Raw genomic sequence first — 13,814 nt, 5'->3', positions numbered from 1 at the left:
CGATGCAACGAAGCGCTGACACCCAAGGCGTCAGCCTGTCGCTGTTCTATTTTTTCTATTTCGCCATTATCGGGGTGCAGGCACCCTATTGGGCTCCCTATCTCCAAAGTCTCTCATTTGGTGCTGCCGAGATCGGTCAATTGATGGCCGTCTTGATGGTTACCAAGGTGTTCGCCCCCAGTCTTTGGGGTTGGATGGGGGATCGCTACGGTGGCCGCATGCGCCTCGTGCGGATGGGGTCTTTGGCAACGCTGCTGATCTTTGGTTTTGTACCCTTTTTACGCGACTTTTGGCCGTTGGCGCTCGCCATCGCCGCCTACAGTTTCTTTTGGAATGCGGTTTTACCCCAGTTCGAGGTGGTTACTCTTGCTCGCCTCGGGGATCAGCCCGAGTACTACAGTCGTATTCGACTGTGGGGGTCGATAGGTTTTACGGTCATGGTGCTGATGGCGGGGGTCTTGATCGGTGAGTGGGGGATAGCAAGCGTTCCCTGGTTTATGGGGGCCGCGATGCTGGGGATGCTGGTGGTTTCGTTGCGGGTGAAAGAGCGCCCGCTGACCGTATCCCAGCAAGAGACGCGCGGCTTTTTACCCATAGTGCTGCGCCCCGACGTCCTCAGTTTTTTTGTGGCGTCGGCTCTGATGCAGGTTGGGCATGGCCCCTATTACACCTTTTTCAGTATCTATATGGCGGACCAGGGGCACAGCAGCGCGGTGATCGGTGTGCTGTGGGCGCTGGGAGTGATTGCCGAGATCATTTTATTTTGGTTTATGCATCGCCTGATGCCGGCGATCGGGGTTAAGTGGTTGCTGTTATCCGCGCTGCTGTTGGCCAGTTTGCGCTGGGCGCTACTGGGGCTCTACCCGGACAATTTTGGGTTAGTGCTGCTGACCCAGTTGATGCATGCTGCGACCTTCGGCAGCTTTCACTCGGCATCGATTGAATACGTTAGACAGATCTTTGGCCATGCCCATGCGGGTCAAGGGCAGGCGTTTTACAGTGGGATCAGTTTCGGCGGCGGCGCTGCCCTTGGCGCCTTGCTGTCGGGGTACAGTTGGGAGTGGTACGGGGGTGGCTGGACCTTTGTAGGTGCCTCGGTTGTGAGTCTTTTCGCCGCGTTGCTGGTGTGGCGTTGTGTGGGGTTGTGCAGCTACAAGTCAGGAAACTGTTCCCGGGGCAGGTAGAGTCCAGTTATCCGGCACGCACTGTTCCCCAGTGTAATCTCCTGCCAGCTATCGATAGGGCACTCCAATGCTACCAGTCCTGCTGTGGGCAATGGGTCGCAAAAATCCCTGTCCAGTTCGTGAACCCACTCCTCCAGTCCCGGATTGTGACCGACTATCATGACGCAGTCGTGGCCATCGCCGCACTGAGCAAGGGTTTGGCTGATCTCATCCGGGTAGGCGTGGTAAAGGTCGGGCTCAAGGCCCAACCTGATCTGGTCATTAAAACTGGCCAGTACCGCCCTGGCGGTATCCCGAGCTCTTGTGGCCGGGCTGGAGAGGATCAGGCTCAGGTCGGGATAGCGGTCATGGATGAGCTCGGCCATCCGTGGCGTCGTGCGCTTTCCCCTTTTGTTGAGCGGACGGTCGATATCCGCCAGCTCGGGGTGGCTCCAGCTCGATTTTCCATGACGCAGCACCAGTAGTTGTTTCATGGTTTGGCCTCCTGATGGTTGCTAAGGATCTCGATAAAGGCGCGTGCTGCGTTGGAGAGGGTGCGTCCAGTATGGTGGATATAGCCCAGATCCCGCTCCAACGCTGCGCCGATGACCTCTATTTCAGACAGTTCGTCATCGAGCATGGAGCGTGGCAGCACACTCCAGGCGAGCCCTATGGATACCATCATTTTGATTGTCTCCAGATAGTTGGTTGCCATCGATACGTTAAGCTTCAGGTGGTGGCTGTTGAACAGGCCTTTTACGATATGGTGGGTAAAAGTGTTAGGCCCTGGAAAAATAGCGCTGTATTGACTGAGCTCGTTGAGGCTAAGGGGGTTGCCCTGGGCTAGGGGATGCTCATTGGATACCACGAAACAGAGGGGGTCTCGCCACACTTTTTCCGAATGGATCAGTTCCCGCGCTTTCTGCTCAGGTGCCAGCGTGATGATGCCCAGTTCGATCTGACCGTGGATCACGGCATCGTAAGCGACCTCCGAATCGACGAAGTGAATATCCAGCGCCACCTGCGGGTGCTGGCGGCTGAATTGGCGCAGTATCGGTGGTAGGCGGTGCAAGCCAATATGGTGGCTGGTGGAGAGGGAAAGCGAGCCGCTGACATCGCCCTTGAGGTTGTTGAGCTGGCGCCGGGCGTCTTCCAGTTCCGCAAGAATCCCATAGGCTTTGGGGAGAAGGGTGTTGCCCGCCTCCGTAAGGCTGATCTGGCGACCAATGCGATCAAAAAGGCGCGTATTGAGCTGGGTTTCCAGTGAAGCGATCCGTTTGCTGATGGCGGGTTGTGTCAAATGGAGATGTTCGCCGGCGAGAGAAAATGATCCGCTTTCGGCCACCGCTATAAAGGCCTGCAGGGCGCTGGTTTCCATAGATTGTCCTTAGGGTTTGTTAATTCCAAAAAGGAATTCGAACTATAACAAATATGAATTTGTTTTATCTCGTTGCTGATATTAGCATAGCGGTCAATGTTTGCCCTTACCCAGTGTGGGGGTGACCTATCCGAACGTGCAGCAATTCATCGTGAAGCGCTGCAAATGAGCTACGAGGCAAGTGCAATGGCTGGAAAAACCCTGTACGACAAGTTATGGGATGCGCATTTGGTTAAGCAACGCGATGATGGATCGGCGTTGATCTACATTGATCGTCAACTACTGCACGAGGTGACTTCGCCCCAGGCTTTCGAAGGGCTGCGAATCGCAGGGCGAACCCCCTGGCGGTTGGATGCCAACCTGGCAACCCCGGATCACAACGTGCCCACAACCCGCGATGAACGAGCAGCCGGGATCGAAGGCATTGTGGACGCGGTTTCACGCATTCAGGTGCAGACGCTCGACGATAACTGCCTGCACTTTGGTGTGCAGGAGTTTCGTATGAACGATCGACGCCAAGGCATAGTACATGTGGTGGGGCCTGAGCAGGGTGCGACCTTACCGGGTATGACGGTCGTTTGTGGTGATTCTCACACCTCGACTCATGGCGCGTTCGGGGCGTTGGCCCATGGTATTGGCACGTCCGAAGTAGAGCACGTTATGGCGACTCAGTGCCTTGTAGCAAAAAAGATGCAAAACATGCTGGTGCGGGTAGATGGCGCGCTGGCCGAGGGGGTTACTGCCAAAGATGTGGTGTTGGCCATTATCGGCGCCATTGGAACCGCCGGGGGTAACGGCTACGCAATAGAGTTTGGTGGCGATGCCATTCGCTCGTTGAGCATGGAAGGGCGTATGACCCTGTGCAATATGGCGATAGAAGCGGGTGCGCGTGCCGGCATGGTAGCCGTAGACCAGACGACTATCGATTATGTAAAAGGGCGACCCTATGCTCCCCAGGGGGGCGATTGGAATAAAGCGGTTAAGGCCTGGGGGCAGTTGGTGTCGGATGAGGACGCTGAATTTGACCGGGTGGTGGTGCTCGATGGAGCTGACATCAAGCCACAGGTGACCTGGGGAACCTCTCCCGAGATGGTGCTGCCGGTTGATGGTAGCGTGCCTGACCCCGCGCAGGAGAAGGATGAAACTCGCCGCGTGGGTATCACCAGAGCCCTTGAGTACATGGGGCTGAAGGCAGGGCAGAAGATTACCGACATCCGCCTGGACCGGGTGTTTATCGGCTCGTGCACCAACTCGCGTATCGAAGACCTGCGCGTTGCGGCCAAGGTAGTGAAGGGGCGCAAGGTTGCGTCAAGCCTGAAGCAGGCGTTGGTTGTTCCCGGTTCGGGTCTGGTGAAAGAGCAGGCCGAATTAGAAGGCTTGGATCGCATTTTTATCGACGCAGGGCTGGAGTGGCGCGAGCCGGGCTGTTCGATGTGCCTGGCGATGAATGCCGACAAGTTGGGTGCAGGAGAGCACTGCGCCTCAACATCGAACCGCAATTTCGAGGGGCGGCAGGGTTTCGGTGGGCGTACTCACCTGGTCAGCCCGGCTATGGCCGCGGCTGCGGCGATAATGGGACGCTTCGTGGATGTTCGCGAGCTGGATTGAGTGTACGGAAAAAAGATCAGGTGAAAGACAGATGAAACAGTTTACCCAGTTAACCGGTATTGTGGCGCCGCTCGATCGCGCTAACGTTGATACCGATATGATTATTCCGAAGCAGTTCCTTAAATCGATCAAGCGCAGTGGCTTTGGCCCCAACCTGTTTGATGAGTTGCGTTATCTAGATGAAGGGCAACCCGATCAGGATTGTGCCGGGCGCCCGCTGAACCCTGACTTTGTCCTCAACCAGCCTCGCTATACGGGAGCCTCGGTGCTATTGGCACGACAGAATTTTGGCTGCGGATCCAGTCGGGAGCACGCTCCCTGGGCGCTGGACGACTACGGTTTTCGCTGTGTCATCGCCCCGAGTTTTGCCGATATTTTCTACAACAACTGCTTTAAGAACGGTATTTTGCCGATCACCCTGCTGGATGACGAGGTTGAGCAGTTGTTTCAGGAAGCGGAGGTCTGCGAGGGCTATCAGCTGGAGATCGATCTCGAGCGTGAGCTGATCATAAAACCCAATGGCGACGAGATCCCGTTTGTGGTGGATGCATTTCGCCGCCACTGCCTTATCAATGGCCTCGATGATATCGGGTTGACCCTGCAGGATGCGGACACCATCCGTCGCTTTGAGAAAAAGTACGAAAAAAAGAACCCCTGGTTGTTCGGGGCGATCAAATAAACACAAACTGAGTAGTGATTAATGACTAAACAAGTTCTGATTTTGCCCGGTGACGGCATTGGTCCAGAGATTACCGCCGAAGCCGTGAAGGTGCTGGAGCAGGTAACAGAGCAGTATGGGCTGGATATTACTTTTGACCAGGCGCTGGTTGGTGGCAGTGCGATTGACGTGCACGGTGCGCCGCTGCCCGATGAGACCCTGTCCAAGGCGCGTGGCGCGGATGCCATTCTACTGGGGGCGGTGGGAGGTCCCAAATGGGATGCTCTCGATATGTCGATTCGTCCAGAGAAGGGGCTGCTGGGATTACGTTCCGGCTTGCAGTTATTTGGTAACTTGCGTCCGGCCATCCTTTACCCCCAGCTAGCCGAGGCCTCAACCCTCAAGCCGGAAGTGGTGTCCGGGCTGGATATCCTGATCGTGCGTGAGCTGACAGGTGGCATCTATTTTGGCCAGCCCCGGGGTGTACGCACGCTGGAGAATGGCGAGCGTCAGGGTTACAACACCTACGTCTATTCCGAATCCGAAATTCGTCGAATCGGCAAGGTTGCCTTTGAAGCCGCTCGCAAGCGCGGCGGTAAGTTGTGTTCGGTTGATAAAGCGAATGTGCTTGAGGTGACGGTGTTGTGGCGTGAGATCATGGAGGAGATGGCCAAGGATTATCCTGATGTCGAGCTTAGCCACATGTACGTCGATAATGCTGCCATGCAGCTGGTGCGGGCGCCCAAGCAATTTGACGTTATGGTGACCGGCAATATGTTTGGTGACATCTTGTCAGACGCTGCTGCCATGTTGACGGGGTCGATTGGCATGTTGCCATCGGCATCTCTCGACGAAAATGGTAAGGGCATGTACGAACCCTGCCATGGGTCCGCGCCGGATATAGCGGGTCAGGGAATAGCGAACCCGCTGGCGACGATTTTGTCAGCGGCGATGATGCTGCGCTATTCACTGGCTGAAGCCGAGGCGGCTGATGCTATCGAAGCCGCGGTGAGCCGTGTGCTGGACCAGGGGTTGCGTACCGCGGATATTCAGTCAGAGGGTTGTCAGCGGGTATCGACTCGTGAGATGGGGGATGCGGTTTTAGCCGCTTTAGCCTGAAGTCGGGTTCTGCCCGAGGAGTAAGTTATGTTGAAAGTAGGTTTTGTCGGTTGGCGGGGTATGGTTGGCTCGGTGTTGATGCAACGCATGGCCGAAGAGGGTGATTTTGCCGGGATTGAGCCGGTGTTCTTTACAACCTCGCAGGCAGGGCAGCCTGGTCCTGATATTGGTAAGCCCGTTCCGGCGCTTAAGGATGCTACCGATATTCGCGAACTGGCGCAGATGGACGTGGTATTGACCTGTCAGGGTGGAGATTATACCAAGTCTGTCTACTCGTCCCTGAGAAGTGGTGGTTGGGATGGCTACTGGATTGATGCAGCCTCTTCGCTGCGCATGGCCGAGGAGAGTGTCATCGTACTTGATCCGGTGAACCGTCAGGTGATCGATCGTGCGCTGGATGCTGGTGGAAAAACGTTCGTTGGTGGCAACTGTACGGTCAGTTTGATGCTGATGGCGTTGGGTGGATTGTTTGAGACAGAAGGGGTTGAATGGCTGACATCCCAGACCTATCAGGCGGCATCCGGTGCCGGTGCCCAGAATATGCGGGAGTTGCTGCATCAGATGGGAGCGCTGAATACGGCGGTCTCTGACGAGCTGGCAACCCCCTCGAGCGCTATTTTGGATATCGATCGTAAAGTGACCGATGCAATGCGCTCCCCTGGGTTTCCAGCCGCAAATTTTGGTGTCCCCCTGGCTGGCAGCCTGATCCCCTGGATTGACAGCGAGGTGGAGAATGGACAAAGCAGGGAAGAGTGGAAAGGGCAGGTAGAAACCAACAAAATTTTAGGGCGCGTATCCGACCCTATAGCGATAGATGGCAATTGTGTACGCATCGGATCAATGCGCTGCCATAGTCAGGCCTTTACCATCAAGCTCAAGCAAGACATACCCCTGGCCGATATAGAAGCGATGTTGGCTGAACACAACGACTGGGTCAGGGTGGTTCCCAATCACCGGGATGAGACCATTGCAGGCTTAACTCCGACTGTCACAACGGGGACCTTGTCCGTTCCGGTAGGGCGTCTGCGCAAGCTGAGCATGGGGCCGAAGTACCTCTCGGCATTCACGGTCGGTGATCAGTTGCTGTGGGGCGCTGCCGAGCCGTTACGGCGTATGCTATCGATCCTGCGAGAAGCCTGATACCTGTTGACCTAAGGCTAAGGGGGCTGGGGGCAGCTCCCCGGCACCTTTGATCGCCGCAGAACGCACAGATCAAGACAACCAACAGTGGCGCACCGATGAGGTGTCGAACATCGTTGGTGGGGAGGGTCGAATCCGCTGGAAGCCCCGAGGTCTGGGCTCTGGATTGATTGCCTGTCTCGTTGCTCTGCCGCTGAAGGCCGTACCGCTTGTTGGGCGTCAGGGTGTTCCGTGACCCGCAGGAAACACCCTGGGCTCGTTTGCAGGCCGCAGGATTTGGAGTGGCAGCGTTCTTATCCTGAGTCGTATATGGGGTACTGCAACTTGTCCATTAGTTCCAAAGGCTTAGGCCTGATATGCATGGGTCGAGCTGCGTCGTAACTTCAAAACTGTGCAGTGCGTCGAAGAATACGTTGATAGTCGCCGCCGCAATTTCCGTACCCTTCCTCAAGATATTGATAAAAAGTCATTTATAATTGATACTTACTGATACTTGTGCATAACCTTTCTAGCTTTTTTTGATAATCAGCTAGTATGTATTATTAACTGGCAATCAGACACTGACGGGGGTCAGGTCTGTTTGTAGCCGGTTATCTGCTTGCCATTGGGGAAAGGAAAGCGTGCTTTCAGGGGTAAGTAGATTGGGCGAAGACAGAAACGAAGGACTAAGAATTATGGTTCGGAAGCTAGTATTGGCTATGGCAGCAGCGGGAGCTCTTAGCTCTACGACAGCACAGGCGTTGGGGTTAGGGGATATTACCTTACGGTCTGCGCTCAACCAGCCTCTAAGTGCAGAGATTGAACTGATCGAGCTCAAAGGGCTGGACCAGAATGAAATATTGCCGAACCTGGCGTCTCGAGAGGACTTTACGCTGGCTGGCGTAGAGCGTGATTTTTTTCTCAATGACCTCAAGTTCTCCACCGTCCTGCGCGAAAATGGTACGGCTTACCTTCAGGTCAGTACCCGTAAGCCAGTTCGTGAACCCTACCTGAATTTTTTGGTTGAGATTCATTGGCCTAACGGCCGTTTGCTGCGCGAGTATACATTGCTACTCGACCCGCCAACGTTCACCGAAGAGGTGCCTGCTCCAGTGGCTCCCCCTGCGGCTGAAAAGGTAGAGCCCGTTGCGCCAAGCCGACCTGCGGCCTCTGTGGCGCCTAGGCCTACAGCCAAACCTGTAATGCCTGCACCCGCTCAACCCCGTGTTGAATCGGCTGACGTGGGTGGCGGCACTTACACCACTAACAGCAATGACACGCTATGGGAAATTGCGGCGACCAATCGCCCGTCTCGAAGCGTAAGCGTGCAGCAGACGATGATGGCGATTCAGCAGATGAATCCTGATGCTTTCATCAAGCAGAATATAAATTTGCTGAAGAGGGGGCAGGTATTGCGTTTGCCTACTCTTGAGCAGACCCAGCAGTTAACTCAGCGCCAGGCAGTATCCGAAGTAGCGGTGCAGAACCAGCAGTGGCGCGATACCCGTGATCTGGGTGCGCCACAGCTTGATGCTGCGCGCCGCGAAGCGGTCGAGTCAGAGGGGGCGGTCGCTACTCAGGATGGCAAGCTGACTCTTGCTAGCGCAAGTGAGACGGGCACGACTACCAGCGGCAGTGATAATGGAAGCATGGCCGCCGCTGATGTCGATGCCTTGCAAAATGAATTGGCTATCAATCAGGAAAAGCTGGAGAAAGTACTTCGTGAAAGTGGTGAAGTCAGTAGCCAGTTGACGGAGCTGGAAAGCCAGATAGAAACCTTGCAGCGGTTGTTGTCCCTCAAGGATGAACAGCTTGCGGCCCTTCAAGCGCAGCTTGCGGCGAAGGGCGAAGTTCCGGCTGAGATAGATTACAACTACGAAGAAGAAAAGCCTGCGACCGAGGCGCCCGTAGCTGAAGTTGCCGTACCAGATGCGGGAGTCGATGCCACTCAACAGCCTGCTATGGACGAGGCCCAGCCAGAATCGGTTGCTACGCCGGAGCCGGTGGTTAAGCCTGAGCCAAAGCCGGAAGTGGTGAAACCGAAGCCGGTGAAGCCTGCCCCTGCACCAGAGATGGCAGAACCATCACTGGTTGACGAGATCTTGCAGAATCCAATCTATTTGGCGGCTGGCGGTGGTGCGCTGGTGCTGCTTTTGGCGCTGTTGTTGTTAGCCCGTCGTCGTTCTGCAAGCGATGAGTCAAAGCCCGAGTCCGAAGCCCCGGAAACTCTGGGTGCTGAAGAATCCGTTGCGGAATTTGAGGCGGAAGACGCGCTCGATGAAGCCGCCGAGGAGGAGATTGACGATGCGTTGTCGCTGGATGGCGATGATGATCTGCAGGAAACAACCACGGCACAAACAGGTGATGCGATCGGGGAAGCCGATATTTATATCGCCTACGGACGTTTCAATCAGGCGGTCGATCTGCTGAGCAACGCTATTGCCCAGGAGCCCGGCCGTGCCGATCTGCGTGTAAAACTGCTCGAAGCCTACGCCGAGATGAAGGATGCGGATTCCTTCGTTAAGCAGGAAAATGAGCTGAGTGCGCTGGGCGACTCCATCGCCATGCAGGAAGCCGAATCCTTGAAGGCGAAGTTTCCGGCAGGCGCTTTGGATGCCGTGAGTGCCGATTCGAATATGAGCGAGTTGGATGTCGATGACCTTGATGAAGCGCTCACGCTCGATGATATGGATACTGCCGACGCTGCGGTCGAGTTCTCACTGGACGATCTGGAGCTGGACTTGCCGCTTGGCGATGACGCTGATGGTGTCGCAGAAGCGGAGCCTGTAACCCCCTCCGTGGAAGCCGATGATGCTGGTGATGATGACTTCATGAGCCTCGCCGGAGACGCTGACGCCAGCGATGCGCTGGAATTTGATCTGGATGGCGGCGATCTTGGCGACAGTCTTGATAGCGATGATCATGGGGCGGTTGAGGAGTCCCTGGGTTCAGATCTTGATGTCGAACTGGACGCCCTTGACGAAGTCGATGGGGCAGAGTTCAAGCTTGATGATGATCTGAGCCTGGATGCGGACGCAGGCGATGAATTTGAACTTGATGACCTCGAGCTGCCACTTGAATCCGCTACCGGTGATGACCTTGATTTGTCGCTCGATACAGAGCTGGGTGATTCTGAGCTGGAAGGCTTTGGCCTCGACCTGGAAGAGAGTGCAGGCGATGAACTGGAGCTTGACCTCGACGATGAATTTGATCTCTCCTTGGGAGATGAAGAGGCTTCAGGCGAAGAGGTTGAGTTGGATGTATCCGGCGGCGACACGCTAGAGGAGCCTGTTGAAGAGGGTTTGCCTGATATTGAATTCGATCTCGGGGGCGATGATGTAGAGGCGTCGCAGGAAGATGTGCAAGCCGAAGAGCCAGCGGTAGAGGCTGCTATTCTGGATGAGCCCGACTTTGAAGCGAAGACAGACGAGCTGGATGATATTGAATTTGACTTGAGTGATGTTTCCCTGGAAACAGATGAACTCGATTCCCTGCAAGATCTGTCTGACGAGCAAGCGTCTGAGGCCGATAGCGATGAGCTATCGGAGTTTGACCTTGATCTTGATGAGGTGGAAGAGCCCGTCGAAGTCCCTGTTGATGAGGAGATCGGGTCTGCAGCGGTCGAAATTGATGATGCTGAGCTGAATCTGGGCGAAGAGTTTGAAATTGAAGATTTGACTGCTGAGGCTGCCAGTGAGCCGGCTGCAGACGTCCAGGTAGAAGAGGATGGCGAATTTGACCAGTTAGCCCAGGATTTGGCTGCCGGGTCTGATATGGCTGCCCTGGATGCGGCGACCGAAAGCCTTGCCTCTGAATTTGATGGCGAAGATGAAGACTCTATGGAAGAGGAGTTTGATTTCCTTGCTGGTACGAATGAAACTGCGACCAAGCTCGACCTCGCGCGCGCCTATGTTGATATGGGTGACGTTGAGGGGGCTCGTGACATCCTTGAGGAGGTGCTTAAGGAGGGTGATGAGGCCCAGCTAAAGGAAGCGCAGGAGCTGTTAGATAAAATTTGATAATGAGTAATGATGTTGTTTGCGAGGCAGAATCCTGTGATTCTGCCTCGCGCCGTTTTGCGGCCAGTATCCAGTATGATGGCGCCGCCTATCATGGCTGGCAATCTCAGCGATCAGGCATAGCTTCTGTTCAGCTTCATGTCGAGTCCGCATTGAGTCGCGTGGCTAATCATGATGTGGCTGTGGTCTGTGCGGGACGTACAGATAGCGGTGTTCATGCCAGTCATCAGGTAATCCATTTTGACTCCCCTGCGGAACGAACGGCGCGTGGCTGGACTTTTGGTGCAAACGCCAACCTTCCCGATGATATTGCTTTTAACTGGGTAGTAGAGGCTGATCCAGGTTTCCATGCGCGTTTTAGCGCCACCTACAGGCGCTACCGCTACGTCATTTTGAATCAGGCCACCCGGCCCGCGATTCTTCCCCGTGGTGTGACGTGGAACTACCGTCCGTTGGATGAAGAGAAGATGGCTGCAGCCGCGCAGGCGCTTGTGGGGGAGCATGATTTCTCCTCCTATCGAGCGGTCGGTTGCCAGGCCAAAAGCCCCGTCCGAACCATAAGCCAGCTCCGGGTAGACCGCTTTGGATCCTTGATCGTTATTGATGTTCAGGCCAATGCGTTCTTGCATCATATGGTGCGTAATATAGCCGGTGTGTTGATGGCCATTGGTTGCGGTAAGGAGCCGGTAAGCTGGGCTCAGGAGGTGCTTGAGCATCGCGATCGAGCGCGGGGAGGGGTGACCGCGCCGCCCTATGGTCTGTACTTCGTTGATGTTGGTTATCCCCAGGATTTCGCGCTTCCCCGTCCTGATCCAATGGGCCCTATGTTCCTGAGTGCCCTGCTGGGGTAAATGGAATACTCAATGGGAAATCGATCTGTTACTATCGCTGCATTTGAGGGGGTGTGATGGCGAGGACGCGAGCCAAGGTGTGTGGTATTACTCGTCTTGAAGACGCACTGGCGGCGATCGAGGCGGGGGTTGATGCACTGGGATTTGTTTTCTATCCTCCCAGTCCCCGTTTTATTACTCCTGTCGACGCGACAGCCATCATCCGGCAGCTACCTCCCTTTGTCTCTACGGTGGGCTTGTTTGTTGATGCGCCGGCAGCGGAGGTAGACGCGGCCATCTCCCTGGCTCGACTGGATCTGTTGCAGTTCCATGGCAAAGAAAGTGCTGAATACTGCAGCAGCTTTTCACGTCCCTACATTAAGGCGCTTCGGGTCAGGGATGGAGCGCAAATTGCTGCCCAAATGACGCTTTATCCGTGCGCGCAGGGGCTGTTATTGGACACCTACAAAAAGGGGCTTCCTGGCGGCACCGGGGAAACCTTCAATTGGGAGCTGGTCCCTGCCAGCAATCAATCTGTTATTCTAGCCGGCGGACTTGATGCTGGTAATGTCGGGCAAGCGATTGCCGCTGTACGACCCTATGCCGTGGATGTAAGTGGAGGTGTTGAGGCCGCTCCCGGTATTAAGGATCACCGAAAAATTCTGGCGTTTATGAGCGAGGTAGCCAGTGTCTGAGATTAAGATGAGTAGCGAAGAGTTATTGAGTATGCCCGACGCAGGAGGTCATTTTGGCCCCTATGGAGGGCGTTTTGTTTCGGAAACCCTGATGGCGGCTCTGGACGAGTTGGCCACCACCTACGAAAAGCTGGCTGGCGATGCTGATTTCCAAGCGGAATTCGATCGTGACCTGGCGTTTTATGTAGGGCGACCCTCCCCACTATATTATGCCGAGCGATGGTCGCAGAAAATCGGCGGGGCTCGAATCCTTCTCAAGCGTGAAGACCTTAATCACACCGGAGCTCATAAGGTAAACAATACCATTGGTCAGGCGCTGTTGGCCAAGCACATGGGGAAGAAGCGAGTCATCGCCGAAACCGGAGCAGGGCAGCATGGCGTGGCTACTGCAACCGTCGCTGCGCGCCTGGGCATGGAGTGTACGGTCTTTATGGGGGCCGAAGACATTCGCCGCCAGGCGCTTAATGTTTATCGCATGAAGCTATTGGGTGCCACGGTGGTGGCCGTTGAATCGGGCTCGCGCACCTTGAAGGACGCAATGAACGAAGCGATGCGGCACTGGGTTACCCATGTGGATGATACCTTTTACATTATTGGTACCGTTGCGGGCCCTCACCCATACCCCAAACTTGTACGCGACTTTCAGTCGGTAATTGGTCGTGAGGCGCGGGAGCAGTGCTTGAAGCAGGAGGGTTGTTTACCCGATGCACTGGTCGCCTGCGTTGGGGGGGGCTCCAACGCGATTGGCCTGTTCCATCCCTTTATTGGTGATCCCGGGGTCAAGATGTACGGTGTCGAGGCGGCTGGTCTTGGTATTGACACTGGTAAACACGCGGCGCCGCTGTGCGCTGGAAAACCTGGAGTGTTGCACGGTAATCGTACCTATCTGATGGCTGATGGTGGGGGTCAGATTACTGAGACTCATTCGGTCTCTGCCGGTTTGGATTATCCTGGCGTTGGTCCCGAGCACTCGCTGTTGAAAGATGCGGGTCGGGCAGAGTATGTAGCAGTAACCGATGATGAAGCCCTGGCTGCGTTTCGTAGCTTGACTCAGTTGGAAGGCATTATGCCTGCACTGGAAAGCAGTCATGCTTTAGCTTACGCAGAAAAGCTGGCGCCGACGATGGCTAAGGATCAGGTTATTATTGTCAATCTGTCGGGGCGTGGTGACAAGGATATCCATACCGTTGCTTCAATCGATGGTATTCAGGTGCTGGATTAACGG

At 55.4% G+C, this 13,814-nt stretch carries 11 protein-coding genes; 9 read left to right on the top strand and 2 right to left on the bottom strand.

Translation table 11 applies throughout. The annotated features are described in order from the left end of the window. The first annotated feature begins 2 nt into the window (after positions 1-2). Positions 3-1,184 carry an MFS transporter gene (locus ACP3PW_RS14915; RefSeq protein ID WP_426417527.1) on the top strand — a complete coding sequence of 394 codons (1,182 nt, stop codon included), beginning with the start codon at positions 3-5 and terminating at the stop codon, positions 1,182-1,184. On the opposite strand, the gene ACP3PW_RS14910 is transcribed toward ACP3PW_RS14915, so the two are convergent. Together ACP3PW_RS14910 and ACP3PW_RS14905 are read right to left on the bottom strand one after the other, a co-directional pair. Beyond that, on the bottom strand, positions 1,151-1,657 hold the full coding sequence (locus ACP3PW_RS14910; protein WP_426417526.1) for a SixA phosphatase family protein: 507 nt from the start codon (positions 1,655-1,657) through the stop codon (positions 1,151-1,153). The genes ACP3PW_RS14915 and ACP3PW_RS14910 overlap by 34 nt on opposite strands. Beyond that, entirely contained in the window at positions 1,654-2,541 is an 888-nt protein-coding gene (locus ACP3PW_RS14905; RefSeq protein WP_426417525.1) for a LysR family transcriptional regulator, read from the bottom strand. The genes ACP3PW_RS14910 and ACP3PW_RS14905 overlap by 4 nt, the downstream gene beginning before the upstream one ends. A gap of 186 nt (positions 2,542-2,727) precedes the next feature. Between ACP3PW_RS14905 and leuC the strand changes: the two genes are divergently transcribed. The 8 genes from leuC (at position 2,728) to trpB (ending at position 13,811) form a co-directional block, all read left to right on the top strand. Further along, positions 2,728-4,149 (top strand): 3-isopropylmalate dehydratase large subunit, encoded by a 1,422-nt coding sequence (leuC, locus tag ACP3PW_RS14900; RefSeq protein ID WP_426417678.1) that lies wholly within the window; start codon positions 2,728-2,730, stop codon positions 4,147-4,149. A gap of 31 nt (positions 4,150-4,180) precedes the next feature. After that, positions 4,181-4,828, top strand: coding sequence for a 3-isopropylmalate dehydratase small subunit (leuD, locus tag ACP3PW_RS14895; RefSeq protein ID WP_426417524.1), 648 nt, complete (start codon positions 4,181-4,183; stop codon positions 4,826-4,828). Between the two features lie 21 nt (positions 4,829-4,849). Further along, complete coding sequence (leuB, locus tag ACP3PW_RS14890; RefSeq protein WP_426417523.1) at positions 4,850-5,926, top strand: 3-isopropylmalate dehydrogenase; 1,077 nt, start codon at positions 4,850-4,852, stop codon at positions 5,924-5,926. A gap of 27 nt (positions 5,927-5,953) precedes the next feature. Next, entirely contained in the window at positions 5,954-7,066 is a 1,113-nt protein-coding gene (gene asd / locus ACP3PW_RS14885) for an aspartate-semialdehyde dehydrogenase (RefSeq protein WP_426417522.1), read from the top strand. A 674-nt stretch (positions 7,067-7,740) separates the two neighbouring features. Further along, positions 7,741-11,064 carry a FimV/HubP family polar landmark protein gene (locus ACP3PW_RS14880; protein ID WP_426417521.1) on the top strand — a complete coding sequence of 1,108 codons (3,324 nt, stop codon included), beginning with the start codon at positions 7,741-7,743 and terminating at the stop codon, positions 11,062-11,064. Between the two features lie 2 nt (positions 11,065-11,066). Then, the gene (truA, locus tag ACP3PW_RS14875; protein WP_426417520.1) at positions 11,067-11,915 is read left to right on the top strand and encodes a tRNA pseudouridine(38-40) synthase TruA; all 849 of its coding nucleotides are present in this window, start codon (positions 11,067-11,069) and stop codon (positions 11,913-11,915) included. Between the two features lie 56 nt (positions 11,916-11,971). After that, positions 11,972-12,589, top strand: a complete 618-nt coding sequence (locus ACP3PW_RS14870) for a phosphoribosylanthranilate isomerase (RefSeq protein WP_426417519.1) — start codon at positions 11,972-11,974, stop codon at positions 12,587-12,589. A 7-nt stretch (positions 12,590-12,596) separates the two neighbouring features. Continuing rightward, a complete protein-coding gene (trpB, locus tag ACP3PW_RS14865; protein ID WP_426417677.1) occupies positions 12,597-13,811 on the top strand; it encodes a tryptophan synthase subunit beta in 1,215 nt (404 codons plus the stop codon). Positions 13,812-13,814 lie beyond the last annotated feature (3 nt).

Origin of the sequence: Aestuariirhabdus sp. LZHN29, assembly GCF_049985285.1 — a bacterium.
Lineage (GTDB): Bacteria > Pseudomonadota > Gammaproteobacteria > Pseudomonadales > Aestuariirhabdaceae > Aestuariirhabdus.
This window is presented reverse-complemented; position numbering and strand designations above follow the sequence as displayed.

Coding starts and splice junctions, on each gene's coding strand:
- ACP3PW_RS14910 (WP_426417526.1), bottom strand. CDS start 1,657: ATGAAACAACTACTGGTGCTGCGTCATGGAAAATCGAGCTGGAGCCAC.
- ACP3PW_RS14905 (WP_426417525.1), bottom strand. CDS start 2,541: ATGGAAACCAGCGCCCTGCAGGCCTTTATAGCGGTGGCCGAAAGCGGA.
- ACP3PW_RS14880 (WP_426417521.1), top strand. CDS start 7,741: ATGGTTCGGAAGCTAGTATTGGCTATGGCAGCAGCGGGAGCTCTTAGC.
- trpB (WP_426417677.1), top strand. CDS start 12,597: ATGAGTAGCGAAGAGTTATTGAGTATGCCCGACGCAGGAGGTCATTTT.
- leuC (WP_426417678.1), top strand. CDS start 2,728: ATGGCTGGAAAAACCCTGTACGACAAGTTATGGGATGCGCATTTGGTT.
- leuD (WP_426417524.1), top strand. CDS start 4,181: ATGAAACAGTTTACCCAGTTAACCGGTATTGTGGCGCCGCTCGATCGC.
- ACP3PW_RS14915 (WP_426417527.1), top strand. CDS start 3: ATGCAACGAAGCGCTGACACCCAAGGCGTCAGCCTGTCGCTGTTCTAT.
- asd (WP_426417522.1), top strand. CDS start 5,954: ATGTTGAAAGTAGGTTTTGTCGGTTGGCGGGGTATGGTTGGCTCGGTG.
- ACP3PW_RS14870 (WP_426417519.1), top strand. CDS start 11,972: ATGGCGAGGACGCGAGCCAAGGTGTGTGGTATTACTCGTCTTGAAGAC.
- truA (WP_426417520.1), top strand. CDS start 11,067: ATGAGTAATGATGTTGTTTGCGAGGCAGAATCCTGTGATTCTGCCTCG.
- leuB (WP_426417523.1), top strand. CDS start 4,850: ATGACTAAACAAGTTCTGATTTTGCCCGGTGACGGCATTGGTCCAGAG.